We start from the raw sequence: 26,294 nt of genomic DNA on the forward strand, positions 1-26,294 counted from the left end.
AAGACACAAAGAGAGTGTAGCATTTCACTGTGACTCTCCACCGCTGTGGGCACTACGACATCACAAGGCTTAAAATTGTAGAGAGCATGACTAGAAATAGTCGGTTTTTTTACGTCTGCAGAAAAGTAAAATGTGCGCAATTAACACACACTCATATCGCGACGCAAAGATAGTGTAGCATTTCACTGTGCCTCTCCACCGCTGTGGGCACTACGACATCCTACTGCGCGTAGCGCACCGACTTTAAATTGTAGAGAGCCCGACTAGAAATAGTCGGGCTTTTTTACGTCTGCAGAAAAGTAAAATGTGCGCAATTAACACACTCATAGCAGCTTCATCACGTAGGTCGGGCGAGCGTAGCGATTCCCGATGTCAAAAGCATAAAAAAACCTCCGCTCGACAATGAGTGGTAGCATTTGTACTGTGGGTAAATAATACCAATTGGTTTAACATCTGACCTAATATAAAAGCGTTAATTATCTGGTCTTGTGATAAGTATTGAACATGACCTTTAAGCCTTTATATACGCTTTAGGTAGGTTACTGAAGAGAATAAAAATAGAGGTTAATACAGAGGTTTACGCATAGAACTTAAATCTAATGGGCATGTGGTTTTTAAATAATAGTGTTCATGGAGTGCCTATCTAAACTTGCAGTATAAACTACCCTTCATTAATTGTTTTATAGCATGATAGGCGGTTAGGGGCTGCTTTAATTTCATATGTACTGAGCGTTATTAATTTTTAATCCTAAGATTAACGAAGGCCATATACTTTATATTAGAAAACTATCGACAAGACTTACTGAAAAGCAATTCATGTACTCCTTCAACTAAAGTTTATTTTGTATTCTCTTGGTTCTAACTAACCACCTATATACGCCGATAATGAACAATGCAGCAGATCCGAAGCCACTTAACACCCAAATGACTTTTAAAATGTTACCGCCAATGCTGCCGTCATGTAGAGGGTGCATCCAGTTTTTTATTTTACTAGCCGTACTTTGCTTATCTATATTAAACACGCTCTCTAACTTTCCTGTAAGTGCATTAACCTCTATATAGCTATGTGGAAAGCGATATGAAGGATCGTTTACAGTTTGAAATCTTAATCTGTAAATAGCATTTAAGTTTGATGGTGTTTCAATCCAAGCTAAACGCGCATTCGGTAATGCTTTTTCAGCTATTAATACCGCTTGTGATAAAGGAATATCGGTTTGTTTGCTCGGTTGAATTTGTGTTTTTGGTGGGGAGTTTATATCGCTAACTAGAGCGGTTAATATAGGATCTGTTTGTTTTGGAATAGCGAGCATAACACCTGTAACAGTTAAAGCTAGTAGCGGTATGCAGAAGGTTAAACCAATTAGTTTATGCCAGTCGTATAGCAAACCTATTTTAGAGCTACGAGATTTAAATTTTAGTGCCTTTACCCACTGCCCAGGCTTTGGAAACCAAGCAAAGAATCCAGAGATAAGAAGAACTATTGAGGCTATGCCTATATAGCCAAGGACGAGAGTGCCCGTTGCTCCTGTTAGTAATGAAAAATGTAAGTTGTACATCCAAGTTACTAAGTATTTTCCCCAATAGTTTTTACGTATTACTTTATCACTACTGCTAGATAGCCATACCATTAAGGGGGCAAAGCCTTGCTCTTTTGTTTCTGTTGGATTGTAGTATCGCGCGGGAATTACTGAGTTTATACCTGTGTTTTCTAATCGCCATGGCCCTTGCTTTGAAGGGAAATTGGCTCTTAGCGTATTATATGCTTGATCCCAATTAGGCGTTTTTATGTTTGTAGTAGCGTCATTTGCTGGATTTAGCAGTAAGTCTATTTGCGGATAGTAAACTAATATAGAGCCAGAAAGAGTGATAATAGTAAGTAAAACACCTACTGATAGGCCTAAGTATAAATGTAACCGCCTGAATGTTTTTCGCCATGAAAGCTTTAGTGTCATTAATTAAATAGCCGTAATGAGTAATGCAGGTTTATTGGGCATTAAGGAATGATTAATTACGCGGTATATTATATGGTTTTTGATATGAGTTGTGCGGCATTTTGTCGCACTTATTAAATTAGGTATTTAGAAAGTAAAACGCCAGCCCTTGGCTGGCGTTAAAATACAAGCTTGAAGCTTATTTAAGCTTTAGGCCCTGCATTTTTTATATCGTCTGATACGTCATACTTAGCAAAGTTTTCAGTGAAGTCAGCGGCAAGTTTTGCTGCATATTCATTGTACTTAGCTTTATCTTCCCACGTATTTATAGGATTAAGTAAGTTAGTATCTACACCAGGAACGGCTACCGGTACATCTAGGTTTAAAACATCAATGTGCTGAGTTTCAACACCGGCTAATTTACCAGATACGATTGCATCAACTACTGCGCGAGTAGTCGGAATATCAAAGCGCTTACCTGTGCCGTAAGGACCGCCAGTCCAACCTGTATTGACAAGGTATACTTTAGCGCCAAACTCGCGTACGCGCTTCATAAGAAGCTCAGCGTAAACACCTGCAGGACGTGGGAAGAATGGCGCACCAAAGCAGGTTGAAAACGTTGATTCAATATCGCTAGTAGAGCCAATCTCAGTTGAGCCAACTTTAGCTGTGTATCCACTTAAAAAGTGAAAAGCAGCAGCTTCTTCGCTAAGAACAGATACCGGTGGTAATACACCGCTTACATCACAAGTTAAAAATACAACAGCTTTTGGTTCGCCTGCGCGGTTTTCTACTTTACGTTTTTCAACATGTTCAAGTGGATATGCTGCACGGCTATTTTGAGTAAGGCTAGTGTCGTTAAAATCTGGAACGCCTTTTTCATCTAGCACTACATTCTCTAAAATAGTACCAAAGCGAATTGCATTCCAAATTACAGGTTCGTTCTTTTGTGACAGGTCGATACATTTAGCATAGCAACCGCCTTCAATATTAAACACGCTTCCAGGTGCCCAACCGTGTTCGTCATCACCAATTAAAAAGCGAGTAGGATCTGCTGAAAGAGTTGTTTTGCCCGTACCAGATAAACCGAAGAATAATGCTGTATCACCTGCTTCACCAACGTTAGCAGAACAGTGCATTGGTAATACACCTTTTGCTGGTAGTAGGAAGTTTTGTACAGAAAACATCGATTTTTTCATTTCACCGGCGTAGCGCATACCTGCTAGTAATACTTTACGCTGTGCAAAGTTAATAATAACGGTGCCATCGCTATTTGTGCCATCACGTTCCGGCTCGCATACAAACGAAGGAACGTTCATTACTTGCCATTGTGGTAAGTTTGAGGCGTTATAGTTTTGTGGTTCGATAAACATGTTTTTGGCAAAAATATGGTGCCACGCTGTTTCTGTAGTTACGACTACAGGTAGATAATGCTCAGGGTCAGCGCCAACTTCTAGGTGAGAGGTGAAGTGGTCATTACTTTGAACATGTGCTTCTACGCGAGCCCATAATGCGTCAAATTTTTCTGCATCAAATGGGCGGTTAACGTTGCCCCATTGAATGTCATCTTGAGTTGTTGCTTCTTGAACAATAAAACGATCTTTTGGTGAACGGCCAGTTCGTTTTCCTGTAATTGCAACAAAAGCACCATTTGCGGCTAAAGTACCTTCGCCACGGCGGATCGCATGCTCGACAAGTTCAGCTGCGGTTAAATCGACAAAACGTGTAGCGCCTGTAGTCATGTTTATACCTAACTATGTGTGAGAGTTTGAACGGGATAGCTCTGGGGTTATCAGTGCCCTTAAGCTGAAATTATAGTAACAGAAGGTTTTGAGATATTCGAGCCCGTAAAGCCTCTAAAAACACATATATTTGCTAAAAAACATGAATAATTTCAATGATACCGGTGTCAGTAAATTAACAAAGTTCATGACACCGGTATCATCTTTTTATAATATAAAACCGCATATTTTGCGGCTTTAATTACTATATATAAATGAAGCTGAACATTTAGTTGAAAATGCTTTTTATGTCTTGTTCGTTAAAAACATACTCTTTTAAACAGTAATGACAGTTAATGTTAACAGTCCCTTTCTCAGCTACATCTTTGAGTAGTTCTTCTTGTCCAATATTAACAAGTGCAGTAATTGTTTTATCACGACTACAACCACATTTGAATTTAATAGCTTGAGGTTCAAATACGCGAGGATTATCTTCGTGATAAAGACGTGTAAGAACAGTGTTCGCATCTAAGTGTAACAACTCTTCATTTTTAATCGTGTTACTTAATGCTTCTAGGTGTGCAAAGTCTTCAATTGATTTTTGTTTATCAACTGGAAGCACTTGTAAAAATAGACCACATGCTTTTGCGCTACCTTCAGTAGTGTCAGTTGCAAACCAAAGACGTGTTTTTAGCTGCTCAGATTGCTCAAAGTAACTTTCGATACATTCACTAAGAGTATCATGCTCTAGCGGCACTATACCCTGGTAGCGTTCACCTTTTTCAGGGGTAATAGTGATTACCATATAGCCTTGGCCAATAAGCTCTTTTACAGTTGTGCCCGTAATTTCGCTTTGCAGGCGTGCAATACCACGCATATTTTGTTTGTCATCACCATTTATAACAGCATATTTAACTGGGCCATCACCTTGAAGCTGTACAGCAATTTCACCTTCAAACTTTAAGGTAGCAGTAAGTAAACAGGTTGCAACGAGTAACTCACCAAGTAATGCTTTAACAGGGTCTGGGTAATTGTGGTCGGCAATCATTTCATTATAAGCATTCTCGATTTGTACGAGTTCGCCACGAACATCTAGTTCGTTGAATAAATAACGGTGAAGTAAATCTTGTTGCATGAGTGGCTATACCTAACTTGATTTCATTTTTAAAAGTTCGCGTCTTTGCTTTTTATCTGGTTTTTTATCCGGATGAGGAGCAAAAAAACTGTTATTTTTGCGTGCGATGCTGTTTTCTTCGCGTTTAGCAATACTTGCATCAGATTCTTGATACATGGTCTGTGCAATGGGGGCGCTTTGACGTTTTTCAAGCACTGTGAGTATAGTTATCAGTTTTTCATCTACACCCTGAGCAAGTTTTACTTTTGCACCAACATCTACTATTTTGCTCGCTTTTGTACGTTGGCCATTATAATGTACTTTGCCGCCTTGCACCATTTCACGTGCAACAGCACGAGTTTTATAAAATCGTGCAGCCCATAACCATTTATCTAATCGAACTTTTAACTCATCTGCATGGTCTGAGTTGGTATTAGCATTACTTTTTTTACTCATAAGGCATTTCCCCACGTTTTTATAGCTTAAAATTTATCATGAAATCATCGTAGGATGAAGGTATTACAACAGCCGTTTACTTTTTGTACTACTATGTAAAGTTAATTTAATCTGTTTACAAAGTTTAATATTAGTGTGCTTGTTGAAAGAAAAATGAAAGGGTACTATGGGTACGCGCTAACGCAGTAAATTAAAATAAGAACACTATTTATGGAACAGCAAATCCAACAACTAAAACAATTTTTAACGCGGTTACCGCATGCTAAATTAAGTGCATTAGTGACACTGTTAGTTGTTGTTTATCTTGCATTTTTATTATCAAAGCTTGTCTGGCTTTTATGGCCAAAACCACCGATAACTCTGCTTACCCCTACTCATTATGCTAATCAGTCATCTGGTGCGAGTAATAACTCTGCGCAGCATATTGTTGAGCAATTCTTATTTGGTAAAAAAACTGTAACAAACAACAATAATACTGCAAAGCAATCGCAGGTTATAAACAATGCGCCAGAAACACGCTTAAGTATAAATTTAACCGGTATTGTAGCGGTTAATAACGATGATAAAGCAGGTATCGCAATTATTGAATCACAAGGTAAGCAAGTAAGCTATCTTGTTGAAGAAGTTGTATTAGGCACGCGCGCTGAAGTAGCACAAATATTACCTGATCGTGTTATTTTAGGTATTAATGGAGGTTTTGAAACATTAATGCTTGATGGGCTCGATTTTAATAAAACGGTATCTATGCCAGTACTCGCTGCCCGTGATGATGCTGAAATGGGTCCGCAAAAATTAGAGCTAAGTGAACTACAAATAGATGCTACTGCAGATCCAGACGTTAAAGAAGCAATTATAGAAACACGTGAAGAACTGCTCGAAGAGCCAGGCAAATTATTTGACTATATACGTGTTTCACAAGCCATGAATGATGGCGAACTAATCGGATATCGTTTAAGTCCAGGTAAAGAACCTGAACTGTTTAAACAAATGGGATTAAAAAATAACGATTTGGCTATTTCTATAAATGGCTATCAATTAACAGATTTAAAACAGGCTATGTCAGCTATCAACGAGCTGCGTAATAGTACAGATGCCAATATCACTATAGAACGTGATGGTGAACAAATCGATGTGCAATTTAGTCTGCAATAATTTAGCTTTGGAGTTTTAATATAATGGTTCAGGTGCTACACCTCAAAAAAATTAAAAAAGGGTTAGCTAAGTACGCAGCACTTTTTTTGGCGGCAAGTATTTCTTTGTCTGTTTCTGCTGTTGAATATGCTGCTAACTTTAAAGGAACTGATATCAACGAGTTTATTAATATTGTTGGTAAAAACCTTAATAAAACAGTGATTATTGACCCTAACGTGCGCGGCAAAGTAAATGTTCGCAGCTATGAGTTAATGGACGAAGCACTTTATTATCAGTTCTTCTTAAATGTATTGGAAGTTTATGGCTACTCAGCTGTTGAAATGGACAATGGCATAATTAAGATAGAAAAAAGTTCAGACGCCAAAAAATCAAATGTACCACTTATTGACGAAGGTAGTGAAGCTAGCGGCGACATGATGATTACACGTGTTGTACGTGTTAAAAATGTAAGTGTACAAGAGCTTGGCCCTTTGGTTCGTCAATTTAGCGATCAAAAAGATGGTGGCCACGTTGCCAACTTTAATGCGGCTAACGTTATGATGCTAACGGGTCATGCAGCATCGGTTAATCGCTTAGTTGAGATCATTCGCTCTGTTGATCAGGCGGGTGACAAGCGTGTAGACATCGTTAAGCTTAAATATGCGACGGCAGATGATGTTGTCTCTGTGGTAGATAATATTTATAAAGACAGCGGTAAAGGCAGTGTACCTGAATTCTTAATTCCAAAAGTTGTGGCTGATGGCCGAACTAATAGCGTTATTGTAAGTGGTGAAGGCCAAGCACGTACACGTGCTATTGAGCTCATTAAGCGCTTAGATGGTGAGCTAGAAAGCCAAGGTAACACCAAGGTGTTTTACTTAAATTATGCTAAAGCTGAAGATTTAGTCAAAGTATTGCAGGGTGTTAGTAAGTCCCTTGTTGAAGATGCACAAGGCGGTACTACTAAAACTCGTAGCAGAAGCAATAATGAAAGCAGTATAGAGTCTCACCCTGACTCAAACTCATTAATTATTACCGCACAGCCAGACACAATGCGATCACTTGAATCTGTAATTGAACGCCTTGATATTCGCCGTGCCCAAGTATTAGTTGAAGCCATTATTATTGAAGTAATGGAAGGCGACGGGGTTAACTTAGGCCTGCAGTGGATTTCTGAGCAGGGCGGTATGTTGCAGTTTAACAACGGCACTACGGTTCCCGTGGGTTCATTAGCTGTTGCTGCAGAGCAAGCACAAGATACAACCGTAACTAAAACTATCATTGGTACAGAAACTGGAACCGTTACTAGTTATGACGAAACGACTGAGGGTGATTATGATGCGCTTGCTTCATTGCTGAGTGGCATTAATGGTTTAGCGCTGGGCGTTGTTAAAAATGATTGGGGCGCAATTATTCAGGCTGTTGCCACTGATACAAATTCAAATATATTGGCTACCCCTTCTATTACTACAATGGATAACGAAGAAGCCTCTATTTTAGTCGGTCAAGAAGTGCCTATTATTACAGGCTCACAAACGGGCAGTAATAATGCTAACCCATTTCAAACAGTTGAGCGTCAAGAAGTCGGTATTAAACTGATAGTTACGCCACAGATTAACGATGGCTCTGCAGTACAACTTACTATTGAGCAAGAAGTATCGAGTGTAAGTGGTGCAACTGCTGTTGATATTTCAGTTAATAAACGTGCAATTAAAACAACGGTTATGGCCGATGATGGCGGTATGGTTGTACTTGGCGGTTTAATTGACGAAGACGTACAAGAAAGTGTTTCTAAGGTACCGTTATTAGGCGATATCCCTATTTTAGGTCACCTGTTTAGATCAACAAATACAACGCGTCGTAAGCGTAATCTTATTGTATTTATTCGCCCAACCATTATTCGTGATGGTGTAAGCATGAATAAGTTAAGCTTTAATAAATATAACTTTATTCGTGGTGAGCAGTTTAAACAAAAAGAAGATGGTATTGAGTTAATGCCAATGACTGATACGCCTATTTTACCAGAGTGGAATGACGAATTAGTACTTCCACCTACGTATGAAGAGTCTCTACGTAAACAAAATGCACAAGAGCGTAAAGATGACTAATGCGATTCAAGAGATAAACCAAGATGTGGTTCATCCTCAAACGCATAATCAGGATGAGCTATTAACGAGTGATGTGTTAGTTGAGTTACCAGCAAAGCGTTTGCCATTTTCCTATGCAAGACGCGCAGGTGTGTTGCTTGGTAAAAACAAAGATCATCGTATAGTTTACTACCGTGGTGAGCTAGATGTGGAGGTACTATTAGAAGTACGCCGTATCGCAGGCCATGGTTTTACACTTGAGCAATTGGATGATGATAAATTTGAGCTATTGCTTGAAGCGTCATACCAACGTGATAGCTCTGAAACGCAACAAATGATGGAGGATATTGGCAACGAGGTTGATTTATTCTCACTTGCTGATGAGCTCCCGCAAACTGAAGATTTACTTGCTGGTGACGATGATGCACCAATCATCAAGCTTATTAACGCCATGCTAAGTGAAGCGATTAAAGAAGGGGCTTCTGATATTCATATCGAAACCTTCGAGCAAGAGCTTGTTATTCGCTTTAGGGTCGATGGCGTGCTTAAAGAAGTACTTAAGCCTAATCGTAAACTTGCATCGTTACTTGTATCTCGTATTAAAGTAATGGCTAAGCTTGATATAGCTGAAAAACGTATTCCACAAGATGGTCGTATTAGCTTACGTATTGCAGGGCGTGCAGTTGATGTGCGTGTATCTACAATGCCATCGAGCTTTGGTGAGCGTGTAGTACTGCGTTTACTTGACAAAAACAACGCGCGCTTAAACCTTGAAGATTTAGGTATGACTGCAGAAAATCGCGCTTTGTTTTCAGATTTAATTAGTAAACCCCACGGCATTATTTTGGTAACAGGGCCAACGGGCTCTGGTAAAAGTACCACTTTATACGCTGGTATGAGCCAAATTAACTCACGCGATCGTAATATTCTTACCGTTGAAGACCCGATAGAGTACGAAATTCCAGGCATTGGGCAAACACAAGTTAATGCAAAAGTTGATATGACATTTGCACGTGGTTTACGTGCAATATTACGTCAAGATCCAGATGTAGTAATGGTGGGTGAAATACGCGACCTAGAAACTGCGCAAATTGGTGTTCAAGCGTCACTTACCGGTCACCTTGTTATGTCTACTTTGCATACAAATACCGCATCGGGTGCAATTACACGTATGGAAGATATGGGTGTTGAACCCTTCTTACTTTCATCGTCGTTACTCGGTGTGTTATCGCAACGCTTAGTACGTACGTTATGTAATACCTGTAAAGAAGGTCACACGGCTGATGAGCATGAATGCCAGCTGTTAGGGGTTCCTTTTGAAAGCCAACCGACAATCTATCGAGCGGTGGGGTGTGAAGAGTGTAACTTTAATGGTTACCGTGGTCGTACAGGTATTCATGAGTTACTTGTAGTTGATGAAACCATACGCGAAATGATTCACAACGGTAAAGGCGAGCAAAGCGTAGAAAAATACATTCGTAAGCGCAGCCCAAGTATTCGTCAAGATGGGTGTAGCCGTGTACTGGCAGGCAAAACAACACTTGAAGAAGTATTGCGTGTTACCCGTGAGGAAGGTTAACTATGGCGGCGTTTGAATATCGTGCCTTAGATGGCCGAGGTAAAGAAAAAAAAGGCATTTTAGAAGCCGATACAGCTAAACAAATCCGCCAAACTTTACGTGATCAAAAACTAACGCCGCTTGAAGTTGTTCCTGCGGCGCAAAGTGATAAACAGGTCAAAGGCGAAAAAGCCCCTTTACTCGGTGGCTTTTTTAAGCCGACAATTTCAACCTCAGACTTAGCATTAATTACAAGGCAATTAGCAACACTTATTCAATCGGCACTTCCTGTTGAAGGCGCTGTTATGGCGGTTGCTGAGCAATGCGAAAAGCCGCGTTTAAAGCGGATGCTTATGTCGGTACGCTCAAAAGTAGTTGAAGGTTACACCCTTGCCGATGGTCTTAGTGAGTTTCCTCATGTTTTTGACGATTTATATCGTGCAATGGTAGCCGCAGGCGAAAAGTCGGGTCACCTTGACCAAGTACTTAATCGTTTAGCCGACTATACAGAGCAGCGCCAACATATGCGTAGCCAAATAACTCAGGCTATGGTTTACCCTATTATATTAGTGGTATTTGCAATTGGTATTGTGTCGGTATTACTGGGCACCGTAGTACCAAAAATATTAAAAACGTTTGAAAAAACGAAGCAAGTACTTCCTTGGACAACCGAATGGGTTATGGCAGGCAGTCATTTTGTGCAAAATTATTGGTTTATTAGTTTAATAGCTATTACAGCTATAGCCATTGGTATTAAGCATGCACTTAAGCAGCCTAAAATACGTTTTTGGTGGGATGACCGAGTGCTACATATGCCAGGTATAGGTAAAGTGGCTCGTGGTATTAACACCGCACGTTTTGCGCGTACTTTAAGTATTTTATCGTCAAGCTCGGTACCATTACTTGAAGGAATGCGTATCTCGGGTGGCGTATTAATTAACGAAAAAATTAAAAAAGCGGTTGCAGATGCATCCGACAGAGTGAGTGAGGGTGCAAGCTTAAGAGCTGCACTTCAGCAAACTAAGTTGTTTCCACCAATGATGCTGCATATGATAGCAAGTGGTGAAAAATCAGGTGAACTAGAGCAAATGTTAGAGCGTGCTGCAAATAACCAAGATCGCGAATTTGAGAGCATGGTTAATGTATCGCTTAAACTACTAGAGCCTGCGATGATCGCCTCAATGGCGGTTATTGTATTATTTATAGTAATGGCAATATTACAGCCAATAATGGCGATGAATAAAGCTGTTGGACTTTAAGTTAGAATAAATTTTTAAATATATTAGTGGTTTTACCTAAACCATTTTTACTTAATGTTTTTAGAATAATGAGGTAATTACGTGAATAAACAATCAGGTTTTTCTTTACTAGAAGTGATGGTGGTACTGGTTATCATCGGGATGATTATGTCAATTGTTGCACCTAACATTATGGGTCAGCAAGAAGAGGCTGCTATTGATAAAGCACATCTAGATATCCAGCAATTAGAAGATGCAATGAGCTTATACAAGCTTAAAAATAAGAGCTACCCAAGCACAGAGCAAGGTCTTGAAGCGCTAGTTACCCAAACAAGCATTGAACCGGTTCCAAAACGTTTCCCTGATGGTGGCTTTATTAATGAATTACCAGAAGATCCTTGGGGTAATACTTATCAGTTAATTAGCCCAGGTGAAATTGGCAAGTTTGATATTTTTTCTATGGGCCCAGACGGTGAAGCAGGTACTGATGACGATATCGGTAACTGGGACGAAGAAAAACAATAATGCCTAAGTACACCGTTCTGTATGAACATGTTAATGCTAGAGGCTTGCAATGAAAGCAAGCCTTAAGCAGCGCCATGCAAAAAGCAGAGGCTTTAGTTTAATAGAAATTTTAGTGGTATTAGTGATCATCGCTTTTGCCACCAAAATGGTGGTATATAGCTTAGAAGGCGGTGCTGAGGAGGAGTTAGATACTCAAGCACTAAGGCTGCATACCACCATTAATATGGCATCGGAATTTGCTATTTTAAACCAAGTTGAATTGGGCTTATTAGTAGAAGAAAATACATTAGAGTATTTAGTTTTCGATGGTGAAAAGTGGATTACTTTTGACCGTGAAGATCTTTTTAAACCAATAGAATTAGACGAAAGATTAAAGCTCACTCTTAACTTAGAAGATTTAGCGTGGGCGCAAGATAACCTCTTAGAGCAATCTAACTGGCGCGAGCTTATGAGTGGCGGCGATGAAGACAGTTTACTTGAGCTTAAAAAGTTAAAAATCCCACAAGTACTTATTTTGTCATCAGGTGAGGTAAGCGCGTTTCAACTTATATTAGAGTTAAAAGAGCAAAGCGAGCCTGTGTATTACATTGAAGGTGAATTTACTGCACCAGTAAACTTTCGCCGAGAGCCAGAATAATGAAGCGCACTAAAGGGTTTACCTTATTAGAGGTGTTAGTGGCATTAAGTATTTGTGCCATGGCAGGTATAGCTGCAATGCAAGCAACAAGCGAGCATATACACCACTTAACGACTATTGAAGAGCAAACCTATGCATCTTGGGTCGCCGAAAACGTTATTATTGAACAGCGTACTAAAGGCGAACAATGGCAAGGTAAAAATAACCTTAAAGGTAGCGAAGTAATGGGCGGTGTTGAATGGTTTTGGCAGCAAGAAGTTACAGCTACAGCTGACAAAAGCTTTGTAAAACTAACCATAAATGTTTTTACGGATGAAAAATATGAGCATTCAGCATATGAGTTATCAACGTATTTAAATAAAGGCAAAAAGTAAGTGAAGCAGCGCGGGTTTACATTACTTGAAGTTATGGTTGCACTGGGTATTTTAGCTTTTGTTATTATTGCTACTCATCAAATACTCGAGACGACAACAAGAGCAAAAGATGCCTCCGATGAAAAGATTGCTGAGCTAAATGGATTGCAAACAACATTTAGATTAATGGATCAAGATTTTAGCCAAATGACCAAACGCTCAGTTCGCAATGAGTCGGGTGATGTTCAAGAACAATATTTACTTGCTGGTCGTTACGTTTTAGAAAGCCAATACGATGGTATTGCGTTTGTACGAGATGGCTGGGTAAATCCAATTAATTTATTGCCACGTTCAGAACTACAAGCCGTTGGTTATAGAGTGATAGACGATAACCTTGAGCGTGTTTATCGGGTTTATGTTGATCAGCTTGATAATATGGAACCGCGAGTTCAACGTGTACTAGAAAATGTTGAAGAACTTAAGTTTGAGTTTTTGGATGATAAAAACGAATGGCAAGAACAGTGGGAAATTAAAGCTCTCCCTAAAGCGGTTGCTGTTACGTTGCAACAAATAGAAGCAGAGCCAATTCGTCGTGTATTTTTAGTTCCTGGGCAAGGCAAAGTTGTTGCTACACAAAGTACGGATGTGAATAATGGTTAAGCAGCAATCATCGCGCGGCGCAGCACTTGTTATTGTTTTGTTTATTGTGGCATTAGCGGCTATTTTAGCAGTAGAAATGAGTGCTAATTTAATGGTTCAAGTGCAAAAAAGTACAAACTTGCAAGGTCACCAACAAGCTAAATGGTACGCCTACGGTGCAGAAGAGCTTGCTATTAAAGGGCTAATACAAAGTAAAAAAGATGATGCCGATAAAACAACACTCGATCAAGTGTGGGCAACTCAAGGTGATGCTTCATACCCTGTTGATAACGGCACGTTAAGTGGCAAAATTACTGATTTACAAGCATGTCTAAATTTAAATGCTTTAGCCATAGCGCCAGAAGAAAATAGCGCAAGTAAAACAAACCCTGCACATAAAGCACTATTTGCATTACTTGAAAACATTGAAGATTTACCTGCTGATGAATCAGAAGAGACAATGGCAGATAGCGTATTTGATTGGCTTGATGAGAACAGTATTACGTATCGCTCAGGCGCAGAAGAAGACGAGTACTTATCGCGAGATTTTCCGTATATGACAGCCAATAGCTTATTTGCATCAACATCGGAGCTGCGTTTAGTTAAGGGCTTTAACCCATTAGTGATGGAAAAAGTATTGCCATATGTATGCGTAATACCAGGCAGTACGCTTTTATCAATTAACGTAAATACATTATTGCCAGAGCAAGCGCTCATACTCAGTGCCTTGATAGAAAGCTTAAGCTTATCTGGCGCAGAAGCGGTGTTAGGCGCAAGACCGCAAACTGGCTTTGACACCATCGATGAATTTTTTGAACAGGTGAAGCAGCAAGGCGGTACTAATACTGACTCAATAAAAAGTCTATTTAGTATTAAAAGCGAATATTTTAAATTACAAACGCAGGCAAACTTTGTCGACCTGCGTTTTTCGATGACCACATTACTGCACGCTAAAGATGGCGACGTAACGATACTGGCGCGAAAATTTGGAGGCGTACAGTGACAGAAATACTGTTGATCCGCACGGGTCAAACCGAACAAGAATTACTTAACTGGTTAATTTACTCACCACAAGAACAAGAAATAATAGCCAGTGGCGAGTTACCAAATGCAGAGCATTTAAGTGAGCTAAGCGAAAAAGCACTTACCCGAGAAGTTGTCGTGTTATTACCCAGTGATCAAGTGCAATTAAAAACGGTCGCTTTGCCAACAAAATGGAATCGCAAGCTTGAGCAAGCATTGCCATACATGCTTGAAGAAGATATAGCATGTGACGTAGATGAACTGTTTATAGCTGTAGCGCAGCCGACAATGCTTGGTGAGCAACATGCAATTCGTGTAGCAATGACAGACCGTGAATGGTTTGAACAATGGCTTGCATTATTTGCTGAGCATAATCTATCAGTATACAGAATATTACCCGATGCTTTGTTGTTACCGCTTGCAGATGATGGCGCCGTAACTGCTATTGAGCTCAACAACCAATGGTTGTTTAAGCAAGGGCAATGGCATATTAGTGCGGTTGAATCTAGTTGGTTGAATGGCTATTTATCAGCCATGGGTAACCCCGACATTAAACATTTTAGTCCTGCTAATCAGTTTCCTGAAAGCGTTAACTTACAAGCCCAAACAAGCGATTACGACTTACCTTTAGCATTATTTGCAAAACAGTTAGATAGCGTTAATTTTAACTTACGCCAAGGTATGTATCAGCTTAAAAAACAAAGCGCTTTGTGGTGGGGTTACTGGAAAGGCGCCGCAATTATAGCAAGTGTTGCATTGGTTTCTACAATTACAATAAAAGCTATTGAGTTACACCAACTTAATACACAAGTAGAAGTAGCTAAAGCTCAAGTAGTCGACAGATATCAAATAGCATTTCCGGGAACTAAAGTTCGCCCTAATCTAATTAAAAGCCAAATTAAAGGCGCGTTAGATAAAATACAAGGCTCAAGTGAATCCGGCTTTTTAGACTTAACGACTAATTTGGTTGATGTATTTTCGCAAGTCAGCGAATTTACACCTGAAACACTTCGTTATGACAAACGTCGCAATGAGCTGCGCATTCGTGCACGGGCTAAAGACTTCCAAACTTTTGGTAAAGTAAAAATCATACTTGAAAAGCAAGGTTTAACTGTTGAGCAAGGGTCTTTAAATAATGACGGTGATTATGTCGTAGGTGAAATTAAACTGCGAGGTGCAGTATGAAAAAGCAGTTAATGAAACAGTGGCGTTCGCTTAAAGAGCAAGAACAACAATTGGTAATGGTCGCTGGTGGTGTGTTTATTATTTTTGTTTTAGTAATGGGAATATTTAGGCCATTAAATAACGCGATAGAAAAAGCACAGCAATCTCAAATTAAACAACAAGAGCTATTAGCTTGGGTTGATGACAGTATTGTTAAGCTAAAGGCTGCAGGCAACACCAGTGTTGCTAGCAATACAAACTTAAGCCAAGTGGTAAACTCTACTCGTGGACGCTATAAAATCAATATTAGTAAAATGCAGCCCAGTAGTGATTCACTTCGTTTGACGCTCGACTCAGTAGAGTTTAATCAGTTAATAGAATGGCTAGATGAGCTAGTAAATCAGCATGGTTTAAAAATTGAAAATTTAGATTTAAGTCGCGATGATAAATCAGGCTATGTGCGCGTAAGCCGTTTAGTATTAGAGAATTAATTAATGAAAAAAATAATAACGTTATCGGCTGTCTTTTTAATTAGTTTTATTGTGTTTTGTATTATTAAATTACCAGCCAGTATTGCGCTTGATATAGCAAAGCCGTATTTTCCAAAGCAATTAGAAGTTGGGCAAACTGTAGGCACTGTTTGGCAAGGTCAAATGATGCAAGTTCGTTTTGATGGTGAGCAGTTAAATAATGTGCGTTGGGATATTGCAGGCTGGAAATTATTTACAGGCAAACTAAATGCGAACATAAAATTTGGTAATCCACGAGAACGCAGTGATATTTCGGGTTACGCAGATGTAAGTTATGGGTTTTTTAATAAAAAAGTAATAGTGACTGATGCCCTAGTGCGCTCAACAGTAGAGCGTGCAATGCAACGTGTGCAACTTCCTCTGCCTGTTACCGCTAAAGGGCGTGTGATATTAGAACTTGATGAATACAGCTCAGGCGCACCTTATTGTGATTCACTAAAAGGTGAAATAGCGAGCCCTAATATTGATGTTCAAGGCTTAAATGGATGGTTTAATATTGGTCCTCTAGCTGGTAAGTTAAGCTGTAAGTCGGGTGATGTTGCTATATTAATTGACCCAGATAATACGCTTGGCCTTGAGGCAGATGCTACACTTAAAGCTAATTTCGACTTCAGAGTGGCAGGTTATGTAAAACCAGATGCCAGCTTACCTAAAGATGTACATGATGCGGTTAAGTTTTTAGGCCGACCAGATAACCAAGGTCGCTATCCGCTCAACTTTTAATGTTTTAATATAAAGAGTTTTAATGCAAATACCCCAATTTACTGAGTTGCACGCAAAGCAGCTCAGCTCATTTTTAAATACCCAATCTCAAGCAATGACCCTTGTACAAAGCCAAGGCTATTTATTTGGTGTAATTTGTTCGCCCAACCCATTAGATGTGCATGAGTGGCTTGAGCAGATATTGCCAAACACAGCTAATGATTTAGATGAAGAAATGCTTTTTTTGTTTATGGCGCTTTATCACAAAATTAGTGAGCAGGTGTTCGAAACTGGATATAAATTACCAGACACATTTGATGCTGAATTTTGTAAGTCGTGGAGTAAAGGCTTCTTAGTTGCAACGAAAGCTTATGCAGAACCTTTGTTAAATGCACCGCAATTAGACGTTGATTTTAAACAAGCACTAGAAAGTGCGTTAAGCACACTAAGCTTTTTTGCACTTGACCAGCTAGCAATAGCTCAGATTGCCAAACAAAATAACATGACAATAGAAGCTTTGTGTCAGTATCAGTATGAATCTATGGGTGACTTTGCATTAGGGTTTGCTGAACTAATTGAAGTGGTCGCAATTAATAGCGGCTTGATAACCGACGAGAGTTGGGAAGAGTAATTATTAATACTAGGCGCTTAGTTTAATCTAAGTGCCTAGCTCTAATATAATATCCGTACAGCCTTGTTTGCACTTTACTATGCCTTTACCAGGCTCGCTGGTGGCTAAATCAAGTGTTAAAACCCCATTACACTTCTCACACTTTAATGTTTTGCCTTGCGCTAATTGCTTGAGCATATTGCGCTGCTTATGAAATGAGTCGCTTGCTTTTTTATTTAATCCTGAAAAATCCACTACTTTGCTCGCTTTTGTTCTAATGCTTCAGTCACTATTTTACATACCGTATTTAAACGGTCGTCATAAAAATAAAGGTTTAAGTCACGCTCACGACAATAGCGTAGGTGAAATAACTGAACAGAGTCATCTGTTGTAAACGTTTTTTCTACATATTCACCTTCAGATTCAGATAGTTTAAGTTGACTGCTGATCCTATTTTTCGCCATATTTGCAGCGGGGCTTCTGTTGACCTTGCTTGCATCACTTAAAAAGCCAATGCCTTCACCTAGTAACCTTTCGCGAGGTTCTTTTATAAGTGGGTGATCAATTGTAAAAAAGGCAAGGATCACAACTACCAAAATAATAAATTTTTTCATGGATACATAAACCTTGATCTAAGTAGGGTTGAATTACCATGCAGTGTAATAAACTGCATTTTAAAAGCAAGTAACTGGGATGAATAAATTATTAGCAATCTATGCCAGTAATTTTAACCAACATTGTTATAATGATTAACAGCAGTCAGATATTTCTGAAATATCTGAAAGTATTCGAGAAGGCAATTTATTAAAGTAAATATGCCTAGCAAGTAACTTGCTAACTTTAAGTATAGAGTACTTGAGTATTGCTGGATTTTTATTTCCAAGCGGCGTTGAGGAACTTCGATGGACAAGCAAATTAAAGTAAAGAATATCCCTGTAGAGGTGAAAATCCAAAAACCGGATTTAAGCCGTCAAGATGATAGGTTCAATCCCCGAAATCGTATTTATGTGCGTGCTGTAAAAGGCCTACATCAATTACTTAGACAGCGCATTGGCTTTTTAGGCCTGCTTGCGTTTATGTTACTACCTTGGATTAATTTTAATGGCCAGCAAGCTGTGCTGTTTGATCTAATTGGTCAAAAATACAATATTTTTGGTTTAACGCTATGGCCTCAAGATTTTACTATATTAGCGTTTATTTTTATGTTGGCAGCATTTGCGTTGTTTTTAGTGACCACCTTCTATGGACGGGTGTGGTGTGGCTATACATGTCCGCAAACTGTTTGGACTTTTATTTTTATTTGGTTCGAAGAAAAGCTTGAAGGCACGGCTAATCAACGTAAAAAACTCGATCAACGACCCATGAATTTTGATAAGTTTTGGCGTAAGACGGCAAAGCATACTAGTTGGGTATTGTTTTCGTTGTATACCGCAATTTCTTTTGTGGGTTATTTTACGCCAATAAGGGAGTTACTCCCTGACTTTGTAACGTTTGATGTAGGTGGTTATGCACTAGTCAGTATTATTTTCTTTGCTGCGTGTACTTATGGTAATGCCGGTTGGATGCGAGAAATTATGTGTTTACACATCTGTCCTTACTCTCGTTTTCAATCAGCTATGTTTGATAAAGACACATACACCGTAACGTACGACGAAAGCCGAGGTGAAAGCCGTGGTCCTCGTTCACGTAAAGTAGACCATAAAGATTTAGAACTAGGCGACTGTATAGACTGTAACTTGTGCGTTCAAGTGTGCCCAACAGGTATTGATATTAGAAATGGGCTACAAGCTGAGTGTATCAACTGTGGTGCATGTATTGATGCGTGTGATGGCGTAATGGATAAAATGGAATACCCGCGTGGGCTTATTTCATATACGACAGAGCGAAATCTCGAAACCCCAGAAAATAAAACGAATCCACTGCGAGCTAAAATTATTGGTTACACGGTCATACTTGTTGTGCTTACGGGAGCGCTTGTCGCTAATATAGCACTGCGTAAAACAATGGACTTTGATATTATTCGTGACCGAAACCAATTATATCGTGTCGATTTTGATGGTTTAGTAGAGAACACCTATACATTAAAGGTAATTAATAAAGCGCAGTACGAGCAAACCTTTAATATTAAAGTACAAGGGTTAGATAACTTTAAGTATATTGGTAAGCAGTCATTTACTGTGCAGGCAGGGGAATCTCATAACGTGCCATTGTCACTTGTAATGGACCCTTATAATTTGAAGGCGCCGATGACTGAGTTTAACTTTGTGCTTTCACCGGTAGATGAGCCGGAGGAGACAATATCGCAGTCGAGTAACTTTTTTAAAGCGCGATAATCGCAACTTACCTTAATTAGGTAAGTTGATATAGCAATTAACAAAAGCGGGTATATAACCCGCTTTTATTTTATATAAGAAGAGTATGAGTAAATTTAGTTTTATTGACTTAACACCTGATCTAATACTCGATGCAATAGAAAGCGTAGGTGTGTACGCCGAATCTGGTTTATTGGCGCTCAATAGCTATGAAAACAGAGTGTACCAATTTAAAGCGGATGATGGCCTGCGTTACGTAGTGAAGTTTTATCGCCCAGAGCGCTGGAGTAAAGAGCAAATTCAAGAAGAGCATGACTTTGCATTTGAACTAGCGGATGCAGAAGTACCCGTTGTTGCCCCTATTTTATATAATGGACAAAGCTTATTTGAACACGAAGGGTATTTGTTTGTGTTGTTTCCAAGTGTAGGCGGGCGTTTATTTGAGGTTGATAATTTAGATCAGCTTGATGTAATGGGGCGATTGATTGGCCGTATGCACCAAGTAGCTAAAACAAAACCTTTTACTTATAGGCCAACAGTTACCTGCGAGGAGTATTTGCATACAGCCAAAGTTCATCTTCAAAAAAGTAACTTAGTGCCCATGGGAATAAATACTGCCTTTTATACTATTTTAGATTTAGTGATAGAGCAGGCGCAAAAACAGTATAAAGATGTGCAAAGTATTCGCTTACATGGTGACTGCCACGTTGGTAATATTTTATGGGCAGGTGATGCGCTAATGTTTGTTGATTTAGATGACAGCCGCCAAGGTCCTGCAATCCAAGATTTATGGATGATGCTCAGTGGCGATAGAGCGACGCAACTGTTACAGTTAGACACCCTTGTAAATGCGTATGAAGAGTTTTGTGATTTTGATCACTCTCAACTCAAATTAATTGAACCGCTGCGAGCAATGCGTATTATTCATTATATGGGATGGGTAGCTAAACGATGGAGTGATCCTGCTTTTGTGCGGAACTTTACATGGTTTGCTGATGACAAATACTGGGAGCAACAAATTTTAGCACTGAAAGAGCAACTTGCAGCATTGCAAGAAGCACCGTTAAAGTTATTGCCGTAATATTTTATTTAAAGACAAGTACAACGAGATACAAATGCTTAAAAAATTAAAACTGAGTTTATTACTTTTATGTTTACCATTTGCAGCACTTGCTGCACAGTTTGAAGTTGATAATCAATACACTGTTATAGATGTAGACAAAAGCAAGTCACCGCAAGTAACCGAGTTTTTCTCATTTTACTGTCCACATTGCTTTAAGTTTGAACCAGTAGCAAAAGCAATTGAAAAAGGCTTGCCAGAAGGCGCTGAGTTTATTAAAAACCACGTTAACTTTTTAGGTGGCGTGTCACCACAAGCACAAAGTAATTTAAGCTTTGCCTACTTAATTGCTAAGCAGCATGGTCAGGCGCAAAGTATTAGCGATCAAATTTTTAAAAGTATCCATGTTCAACGTGCACCATTAACTGAAATGAAAGACGTTAAAAAATTACTTGAAGTAAATGGTATTGATAGCGCAACATTTGATCAAGAGATTGCAAGCATGCCTGTTATTTCAGCTGAGCAAGCAATGCAAAACAAACAGAATAAATATTCAAAATTAGGCGCACTTACAGGTGTACCTACTTTTATTGTTAACGATAAATATAAAATAAACCTCAACACCATCAAAAATCAAAAAGAACTTGATGAGTTAGTAGCGTTTTTATTAGCACTATAAATTTCGGAGTATAATAATGATTAAATTAGTTAAAGCAGGTTTGCTTGCAATATTACTTCCTATGGCAGCAACAAGCTTTGCAGCAACGTATGAAGAAGGCGTGCATTACGACGTAGTTTCTGAGCGTGCAACTAAAAAGCCAGAGGTTAAAGAGTTCTTCTCATTTTACTGCCCTGCATGTAATAACATGGAAGCACTAATTGGTGAGTTTAAGCTTAAGCTTGATAAAAACGTTAAATTTAAAAAGAGCCATGTTGATTTTGTAGGTGTACGTGACCCAGAAAACCAACAGATGATGAGCCAAGCACTGGCGACAGCTGAAGTGCTTCCACAAAAAGATCAGATTATTTCTGCAATCTTTAATCATATCCATACAAAGCGCGCTAAATTTAATGAGCTTGCAGATGTAAAAGATATATTTGTAGCGCAGGGCGTTGATGGTGATAAGTTTGATAAGCTGTTTAAAAGCTTCTCGGTACGTACGCTGAGCTCTAAAATGAAACGCGACCAAGACTACTTTAAAGAAAAAGGCGCACTACGTGGCGTACCTACCTTTATTGTAAATGGTAAGTACAAATTAAACCTAGGTCGTGAGTCGGGTATTACTAAACCTGAAGACATTAGCAAATTAATAAATTACTTAGCTAACAAGTAAGTTTAGCTAAAACAAAAAAAAGCTCCTTAAGGAGCTTTTTTTATGGGTAACGTTTACTGAACGTATTTATTTGCGCTGTAAGAAAACGCCCGACTCAATGTGATGCGTATAAGGGAACTGATCAAATATAGCAAAGCGCTTAACGTTATGCGTACGTGTTAAGTGATCAAGGTCACGCTCAAGAGTTTCAGGATTACAGGATATATAAATTATGCTTTCGTAGTTAGCCACTAAGTCACACGTTAATTCATCCATGCCCGCGCGTGGTGGATCAACTAATATGGTTTGGCAGTCATAGCTTTTTAAATCAATACCATCTAAACGAGAGAAAGTACGCTCGCCATTCATTGCTTGAGTAAACTCTTCACTAGACATACGAATAATATCTAAGTTCTCTACGTTGTTTTTAGCAATGTTGTATTGAGCAGAGTGAACAGATGATTTTGATATTTCCGTCGCTAATACTTTATTAAAAGAACCTGCTAATGCAATTGAAAAGTTACCGTTACCACAATACAATTCTAGTAAATCATTTTTAAGTGGTTTACATAAATCTTGTGCCCACTCCAGCATATTAATATTTACTTTTGCATTAGGCTGAGTAAAGCTATTTTCTACTTGTTGATAAATAAGCTCTTGCCCATTAACTGTTAAACGTTCAGTTACAAAGTCATCACCTAGTACTTCTTTTTGTTTGCGAGCACGACCTATAAAGTCAATTTTGTATTTACTGCTAAGCTTTTCTTTCAGTGCTTTAATTTCACTTAACCATTCATCATCCAGTGGTTTGTGATAAAGCAAGCTTACTAAAATTTCACCGCTTAGCGTTGATAGGTAATCGATTTGAAATAACTTACGGCGTAATATTTCACAAGGCTTAAGATTTTCAATCATCACCTGCATTATTTCACCTACTAGAGGCGCTGCTGGGTCAAATGTATCAACACGGATTTTTTCTTTTGTTTGTTGATCAAACATAATGTGAAACAGATCATCACCGTCGTGCCATACTCTAAATTCAGCACGTTGGCGGTAGTTAGTTGGCTCTGAGCTAAATACTTCTAATTGCTCCACACCAAAACGTTGAAACTGCGTACTAATTCGCTGCTCTTTTTCACTTAACTGCGCTTGGTACTGTGTGGTATCTATTTTAATAACTGCCATTAACGCTACTACCTTATCTAAGATCTGTTTATCGGCGCTATTGTAGGGAGCGCTGCGTATTTGTCTAGTTTTGGCTAGCATTTATGCTGTTTTATTGAACATTGTACTTTAGTTTTTGTTGTTATAGCCGATAATAAACTACGCACGCTTAGGAGACGAATCATGAAAATAGGTAATTATGGCTTTACGCCAAACAACAACATCAATAAATTCAATAATAAAGCTGATATACAGCAACCTACAATTACGTCTCCTCAAGATAGCTATCAACAACGAGGCCGAGAGTTGGCCGCAAAGGTGCTTGGCGATAAAATGGCTGAGCAGCTTGGATTACCTATCGCAGAAAAAAAAGCAGATAAACCACTATTTGATTTTGATGAAATAGTAAAAAACGTACTCGATTTTGTAAGTAGTGCTGTAAATAAAGCAAAAGCTAACGGCGCTGATGACGAAAAGCTCAAAGATATGCTAGGCGATGCGCGCAAAGGAGTCCAAATAGGGATTGATGACGCTGTTGATGAACTCAAAGGTACAGGCGTATTTAATGATGACATGGAAGAGGGCATTAATAAGTCCAAAGAGGGAATTTACAATGGGCTGGATAAGTTTGAAGAGTCGTTATTTAACCCACAACCTGCCAGCGTAAATATAAGCCAGGCCCAATACGTCAGTATGACGAGTAATGCAGAGTATAAATTTACTACAGCAGAAGGCGATGAGGTAAGTATTAGCTTTGCTGATGTATTTGAATCTCAATCGGCAAGTGGCTATCAGCAAAATAGTAATAGTGAGTCGTTTGCAAGCTCATCATCGCAATCTCGACAGGTATCATTTTCGATGTCGGTAAATGGTGACTTAAACGAGCAAGAGCAAGAAGCTATTAATGCGATGATGGAAGACTTACAAGATTTAAGTAAAACCTTTTTTGGTGGTGATTTAGATGAAGCATTTGAACAAGCGCAAGAGCTGAGTTTAGACAGCGATCAGCTGGTGGCTTTTTCTATGGATTTACGCCAAACAAAAACAATAGCAACAGTTAAAAGCTATGAAGAATATAAACCAGCACCAGAAAAACAAGTAGCAGAGGGGTTAGCCCCTTTTAATGACGACCTTAAAAATGCTTTTGAAAAAGCGGGTGAGCTTGGATTACAAAATCAGCTAGCTGGCATTCTCCAATGGTTAAATCAAGATCAGGAACAAATAGATAAGTTAGTAGATTATACAAAGTCTATGTTCGAAAACCTTAATCAGTTAAATTCAGCAGCCGACAGGCTTACTGATTTAGAAGCCACGCAAAGTTAAACTACTTTCTTTTATAAAAACCTCATGGCAAACTGCCGATCTTAAAGTAAAGTAGGAACGGTAGTTTGTCAGCGCATATAATGGTCTTTGATTCAGGTATTGGTGGAACTACTGTACTTGAACATATCAAGCAAAGTATCCCCAATGCTCAGTACAGCTATTTTATGGATAATGCATTACTACCTTATGGTGCTCAATCCCAACAAACTATAATTAACCGATTATGTTCACTTATTCATTTCATCAAAGCCAACACGCTTAACGTCGATTTAATTGTAATAGCGTGTAATACAGCTTCTACATCTGCACTCAGCGCTGTTCGCCAAATTACGGATATTCCTATTGTAGGTGTTGTGCCAGCAATAAAGCCTGCGGCAGAATTAACACGCTCAAATCATATTGGCTTGTTAGCCACGCCGGCAACGGTCGCCAGTTCATACACAAAAACATTAATTGCTGAACATGCACGTAATGTAATCGTTAACCTTTATAGCAGTGTTGAATTAGTAACGTTAGCTGAGGAATGCTTTTTTACAGGCTTTTTAGATACAAATAAGTTGTATCAAGTACTCGATGAACTACATATAGATAAAACTATAGATGTACTTGTACTAGGGTGTACGCACTTTCCGATATTAGCAGGGCCGATTAGTCAGTACTTTGAAGGGAATGTAAAATTACTTGATTCAGGTGTAGCGATAGCAAATAGAGTCAACTTCCTACTTAACCAACTTAACTTATGTATGGATAAACAAACAGACATAAAAAAGCCGCTGCAATATTATGCAACGGCTGATGTGTTTAGCAATAAGCTAGCGGTAAAGCTAGTTACACTGACTGATCCGTCTCAGTACGTAGAGCATTAGAATCATCTTCTTGTTTTTGTTTTGCTTCACGTACCTTTAAAGTACGTTGTTGGAACTCGCTATCGTTCAAGTTAGCAATTGCATTGTCTGCATCAGCTTGCGCCATTTCAACAAAACCAAAGCCACGACGTTTGCCAGTATTCTTATCCTTTAATAAACGAACATTGAATACTTTGCCTTGTTCTTCAAATAATGCACGAACCACACCTTCGTTTGCACGATAAGGAAGGTTACCAACATAAAGCGTTTTTGTTTTAACTTCAGCTTCTTCAGTCACATCAGATGATATTGCAGCAATAGCAATCGCACCTATTAATAAACCAGCACCAAATAGTAATGCAGGGTTTAAAGCTAAGCCGCCTAAAGCAAACTCAACAACAACAAAACCAACTACAGCAAGAATAACAGAGAAGATAAAAGATTTTTGATCGGGTAATTTCATTTTAGATCTACCAATAAACAGGAAATAAACATTAATTTAACATTGTGAACTTGCTATCTTAACGCCTAAATCAAACATAGCAATGATATTTGTATTAAATAATAAATAAGAGCATAAAAAAGCATCATCTTAGAGGGGTTTTCATGTGATTTTACGTGGTTTTGTTCTATTTTTGTTCGAACAGTAAAAAGATCTAAAAAAAGGGTTGATCTGTTTTTGGATCTCCCTATAATGCGACCCCACTGAGACGGGAAACGCCAACGCATAGCGAGGCACGAACTACTCAGAGAGTTAAATAAAACTTCGGTTTTAAATCTTCCAAAAGAAAATTTAAAACAAAGTATTGACTCGAAAAATAAAGGGTGTATTATTCGCATCCCTTGAGACGCTAAAGC

The 26,294-nt window shown here is 38.9% G+C and carries 27 protein-coding genes; 19 read left to right on the forward strand and 8 right to left on the reverse strand.

What is annotated here, in order from left to right:
• Nucleotides 1-830 precede the first annotated feature (830 nt).
• From H5089_RS19635 to hslR, 4 genes are all read right to left on the reverse strand, one after another.
• Nucleotides 831-1,952 carry a PepSY domain-containing protein gene (locus H5089_RS19635; RefSeq protein ID WP_182712930.1) on the reverse strand — a complete coding sequence of 374 codons (1,122 nt, stop codon included), beginning with the start codon at nucleotides 1,950-1,952 and terminating at the stop codon, nucleotides 831-833.
• 182 nt (nucleotides 1,953-2,134) lie between these two features.
• The gene (locus H5089_RS19640) at nucleotides 2,135-3,673 is read right to left on the reverse strand and encodes a phosphoenolpyruvate carboxykinase (protein ID WP_039488561.1); all 1,539 of its coding nucleotides are present in this window, start codon (nucleotides 3,671-3,673) and stop codon (nucleotides 2,135-2,137) included.
• 268 nt (nucleotides 3,674-3,941) lie between these two features.
• Nucleotides 3,942-4,787: an Hsp33 family molecular chaperone HslO gene (gene hslO / locus H5089_RS19645; protein WP_182683013.1), complete on the reverse strand. Its 846-nt coding sequence runs from the start codon at nucleotides 4,785-4,787 to the stop codon at nucleotides 3,942-3,944.
• Between the two features lie 12 nt (nucleotides 4,788-4,799).
• Entirely contained in the window at nucleotides 4,800-5,222 is a 423-nt protein-coding gene (gene hslR, locus H5089_RS19650) for a ribosome-associated heat shock protein Hsp15 (RefSeq protein WP_024598238.1), read from the reverse strand.
• Between the two features lie 210 nt (nucleotides 5,223-5,432).
• Here hslR and gspC point away from each other — a divergent pair, with 210 nt between their 5' ends.
• The 13 genes from gspC to H5089_RS19715 all read left to right on the forward strand — a co-directional run bounded on the left by gspC (nucleotide 5,433) and on the right by H5089_RS19715 (nucleotide 17,440).
• Nucleotides 5,433-6,374, forward strand: a complete 942-nt coding sequence (gene gspC, locus H5089_RS19655; protein WP_182712931.1) for a type II secretion system protein GspC — start codon at nucleotides 5,433-5,435, stop codon at nucleotides 6,372-6,374.
• Nucleotides 6,375-6,397: 23 nt separating this feature from the next.
• Nucleotides 6,398-8,461 carry a type II secretion system secretin GspD gene (gspD, locus tag H5089_RS19660; RefSeq protein ID WP_039488559.1) on the forward strand — a complete coding sequence of 688 codons (2,064 nt, stop codon included), beginning with the start codon at nucleotides 6,398-6,400 and terminating at the stop codon, nucleotides 8,459-8,461.
• A complete protein-coding gene (gene gspE, locus H5089_RS19665; protein ID WP_002962032.1) occupies nucleotides 8,454-10,019 on the forward strand; it encodes a type II secretion system ATPase GspE in 1,566 nt (521 codons plus the stop codon). Before gspD ends, gspE begins: the two co-directional genes overlap by 8 nt.
• 2 nt (nucleotides 10,020-10,021) lie before the next feature.
• Complete coding sequence (gspF, locus tag H5089_RS19670; protein WP_002962033.1) at nucleotides 10,022-11,257, forward strand: type II secretion system inner membrane protein GspF; 1,236 nt, start codon at nucleotides 10,022-10,024, stop codon at nucleotides 11,255-11,257.
• 81 nt (nucleotides 11,258-11,338) lie between these two features.
• On the forward strand, nucleotides 11,339-11,761 hold the full coding sequence (gene gspG, locus H5089_RS19675; RefSeq protein ID WP_002962036.1) for a type II secretion system major pseudopilin GspG: 423 nt from the start codon (nucleotides 11,339-11,341) through the stop codon (nucleotides 11,759-11,761).
• Between the two features lie 49 nt (nucleotides 11,762-11,810).
• A complete protein-coding gene (locus H5089_RS19680) occupies nucleotides 11,811-12,398 on the forward strand; it encodes a Tfp pilus assembly protein FimT/FimU (RefSeq protein WP_039488557.1) in 588 nt (195 codons plus the stop codon).
• Nucleotides 12,398-12,772, forward strand: a complete 375-nt coding sequence (gene gspI, locus H5089_RS19685; RefSeq protein ID WP_002962039.1) for a type II secretion system minor pseudopilin GspI — start codon at nucleotides 12,398-12,400, stop codon at nucleotides 12,770-12,772. The genes H5089_RS19680 and gspI overlap by 1 nt, the downstream gene beginning before the upstream one ends.
• Nucleotides 12,773-13,411, forward strand: coding sequence for a type II secretion system minor pseudopilin GspJ (gspJ, locus tag H5089_RS19690; RefSeq protein WP_182197428.1), 639 nt, complete (start codon nucleotides 12,773-12,775; stop codon nucleotides 13,409-13,411).
• The gene (gspK, locus tag H5089_RS19695) at nucleotides 13,404-14,393 is read left to right on the forward strand and encodes a type II secretion system minor pseudopilin GspK (RefSeq protein WP_024596391.1); all 990 of its coding nucleotides are present in this window, start codon (nucleotides 13,404-13,406) and stop codon (nucleotides 14,391-14,393) included. The genes gspJ and gspK overlap by 8 nt, the downstream gene beginning before the upstream one ends.
• The gene (gene gspL, locus H5089_RS19700; RefSeq protein WP_182712932.1) at nucleotides 14,390-15,598 is read left to right on the forward strand and encodes a type II secretion system protein GspL; all 1,209 of its coding nucleotides are present in this window, start codon (nucleotides 14,390-14,392) and stop codon (nucleotides 15,596-15,598) included. The genes gspK and gspL overlap by 4 nt, the downstream gene beginning before the upstream one ends.
• Nucleotides 15,595-16,068, forward strand: a complete 474-nt coding sequence (gene gspM, locus H5089_RS19705; protein ID WP_024596393.1) for a type II secretion system protein GspM — start codon at nucleotides 15,595-15,597, stop codon at nucleotides 16,066-16,068. Before gspL ends, gspM begins: the two co-directional genes overlap by 4 nt.
• 3 nt (nucleotides 16,069-16,071) lie before the next feature.
• Nucleotides 16,072-16,830, forward strand: a complete 759-nt coding sequence (locus tag H5089_RS19710) for a type II secretion system protein N (protein WP_182683009.1) — start codon at nucleotides 16,072-16,074, stop codon at nucleotides 16,828-16,830.
• Nucleotides 16,831-16,852: 22 nt separating this feature from the next.
• Nucleotides 16,853-17,440: a UPF0149 family protein gene (locus H5089_RS19715; RefSeq protein ID WP_024596395.1), complete on the forward strand. Its 588-nt coding sequence runs from the start codon at nucleotides 16,853-16,855 to the stop codon at nucleotides 17,438-17,440.
• Nucleotides 17,441-17,467: 27 nt separating this feature from the next.
• On the opposite strand, the gene H5089_RS19720 is transcribed toward H5089_RS19715, so the two are convergent.
• Both H5089_RS19720 and H5089_RS19725 read right to left on the reverse strand, forming a co-directional pair.
• Entirely contained in the window at nucleotides 17,468-17,674 is a 207-nt protein-coding gene (locus tag H5089_RS19720) for a hypothetical protein (protein WP_002962050.1), read from the reverse strand.
• Nucleotides 17,674-18,033: a hypothetical protein gene (locus tag H5089_RS19725; RefSeq protein WP_002962051.1), complete on the reverse strand. Its 360-nt coding sequence runs from the start codon at nucleotides 18,031-18,033 to the stop codon at nucleotides 17,674-17,676. Before H5089_RS19725 ends, H5089_RS19720 begins: the two co-directional genes overlap by 1 nt.
• Nucleotides 18,034-18,321: 288 nt before the next feature.
• Between H5089_RS19725 and ccoG the strand changes: the two genes are divergently transcribed.
• The 4 genes from ccoG (at nucleotide 18,322) to H5089_RS19745 (ending at nucleotide 22,125) form a co-directional block, all read left to right on the forward strand.
• Complete coding sequence (gene ccoG / locus H5089_RS19730) at nucleotides 18,322-19,752, forward strand: cytochrome c oxidase accessory protein CcoG (RefSeq protein WP_182712933.1); 1,431 nt, start codon at nucleotides 18,322-18,324, stop codon at nucleotides 19,750-19,752.
• An 85-nt stretch (nucleotides 19,753-19,837) separates the two neighbouring features.
• Nucleotides 19,838-20,812 (forward strand): serine/threonine protein kinase, encoded by a 975-nt coding sequence (locus H5089_RS19735; protein WP_024596396.1) that lies wholly within the window; start codon nucleotides 19,838-19,840, stop codon nucleotides 20,810-20,812.
• Nucleotides 20,813-20,846: 34 nt separating this feature from the next.
• Nucleotides 20,847-21,470 (forward strand): thiol:disulfide interchange protein DsbA/DsbL, encoded by a 624-nt coding sequence (locus H5089_RS19740; RefSeq protein ID WP_002962054.1) that lies wholly within the window; start codon nucleotides 20,847-20,849, stop codon nucleotides 21,468-21,470.
• Between the two features lie 16 nt (nucleotides 21,471-21,486).
• Nucleotides 21,487-22,125, forward strand: a complete 639-nt coding sequence (locus H5089_RS19745) for a thiol:disulfide interchange protein DsbA/DsbL (RefSeq protein WP_182712934.1) — start codon at nucleotides 21,487-21,489, stop codon at nucleotides 22,123-22,125.
• A 66-nt stretch (nucleotides 22,126-22,191) separates the two neighbouring features.
• On the opposite strand, the gene trmA is transcribed toward H5089_RS19745, so the two are convergent.
• Nucleotides 22,192-23,289: a tRNA (uridine(54)-C5)-methyltransferase TrmA gene (trmA, locus tag H5089_RS19750; RefSeq protein WP_182197434.1), complete on the reverse strand. Its 1,098-nt coding sequence runs from the start codon at nucleotides 23,287-23,289 to the stop codon at nucleotides 22,192-22,194.
• Nucleotides 23,290-23,451: 162 nt separating this feature from the next.
• Here trmA and H5089_RS19755 point away from each other — a divergent pair, with 162 nt between their 5' ends.
• A complete protein-coding gene (locus H5089_RS19755) occupies nucleotides 23,452-24,591 on the forward strand; it encodes a DUF5610 domain-containing protein (RefSeq protein WP_182712935.1) in 1,140 nt (379 codons plus the stop codon).
• 65 nt (nucleotides 24,592-24,656) lie between these two features.
• Nucleotides 24,657-25,457 carry a glutamate racemase gene (murI, locus tag H5089_RS19760; RefSeq protein WP_182712936.1) on the forward strand — a complete coding sequence of 267 codons (801 nt, stop codon included), beginning with the start codon at nucleotides 24,657-24,659 and terminating at the stop codon, nucleotides 25,455-25,457.
• On the opposite strand, the gene H5089_RS19765 is transcribed toward murI, so the two are convergent.
• Nucleotides 25,420-25,899, reverse strand: coding sequence for an RNA-binding protein (locus tag H5089_RS19765; protein WP_024596401.1), 480 nt, complete (start codon nucleotides 25,897-25,899; stop codon nucleotides 25,420-25,422). The genes murI and H5089_RS19765 overlap by 38 nt on opposite strands.
• Nucleotides 25,900-26,294 lie beyond the last annotated feature (395 nt).

The organism is Pseudoalteromonas sp. SR45-1, from assembly GCF_014163655.1.
Taxonomy (GTDB): domain Bacteria; phylum Pseudomonadota; class Gammaproteobacteria; order Enterobacterales; family Alteromonadaceae; genus Pseudoalteromonas; species Pseudoalteromonas distincta.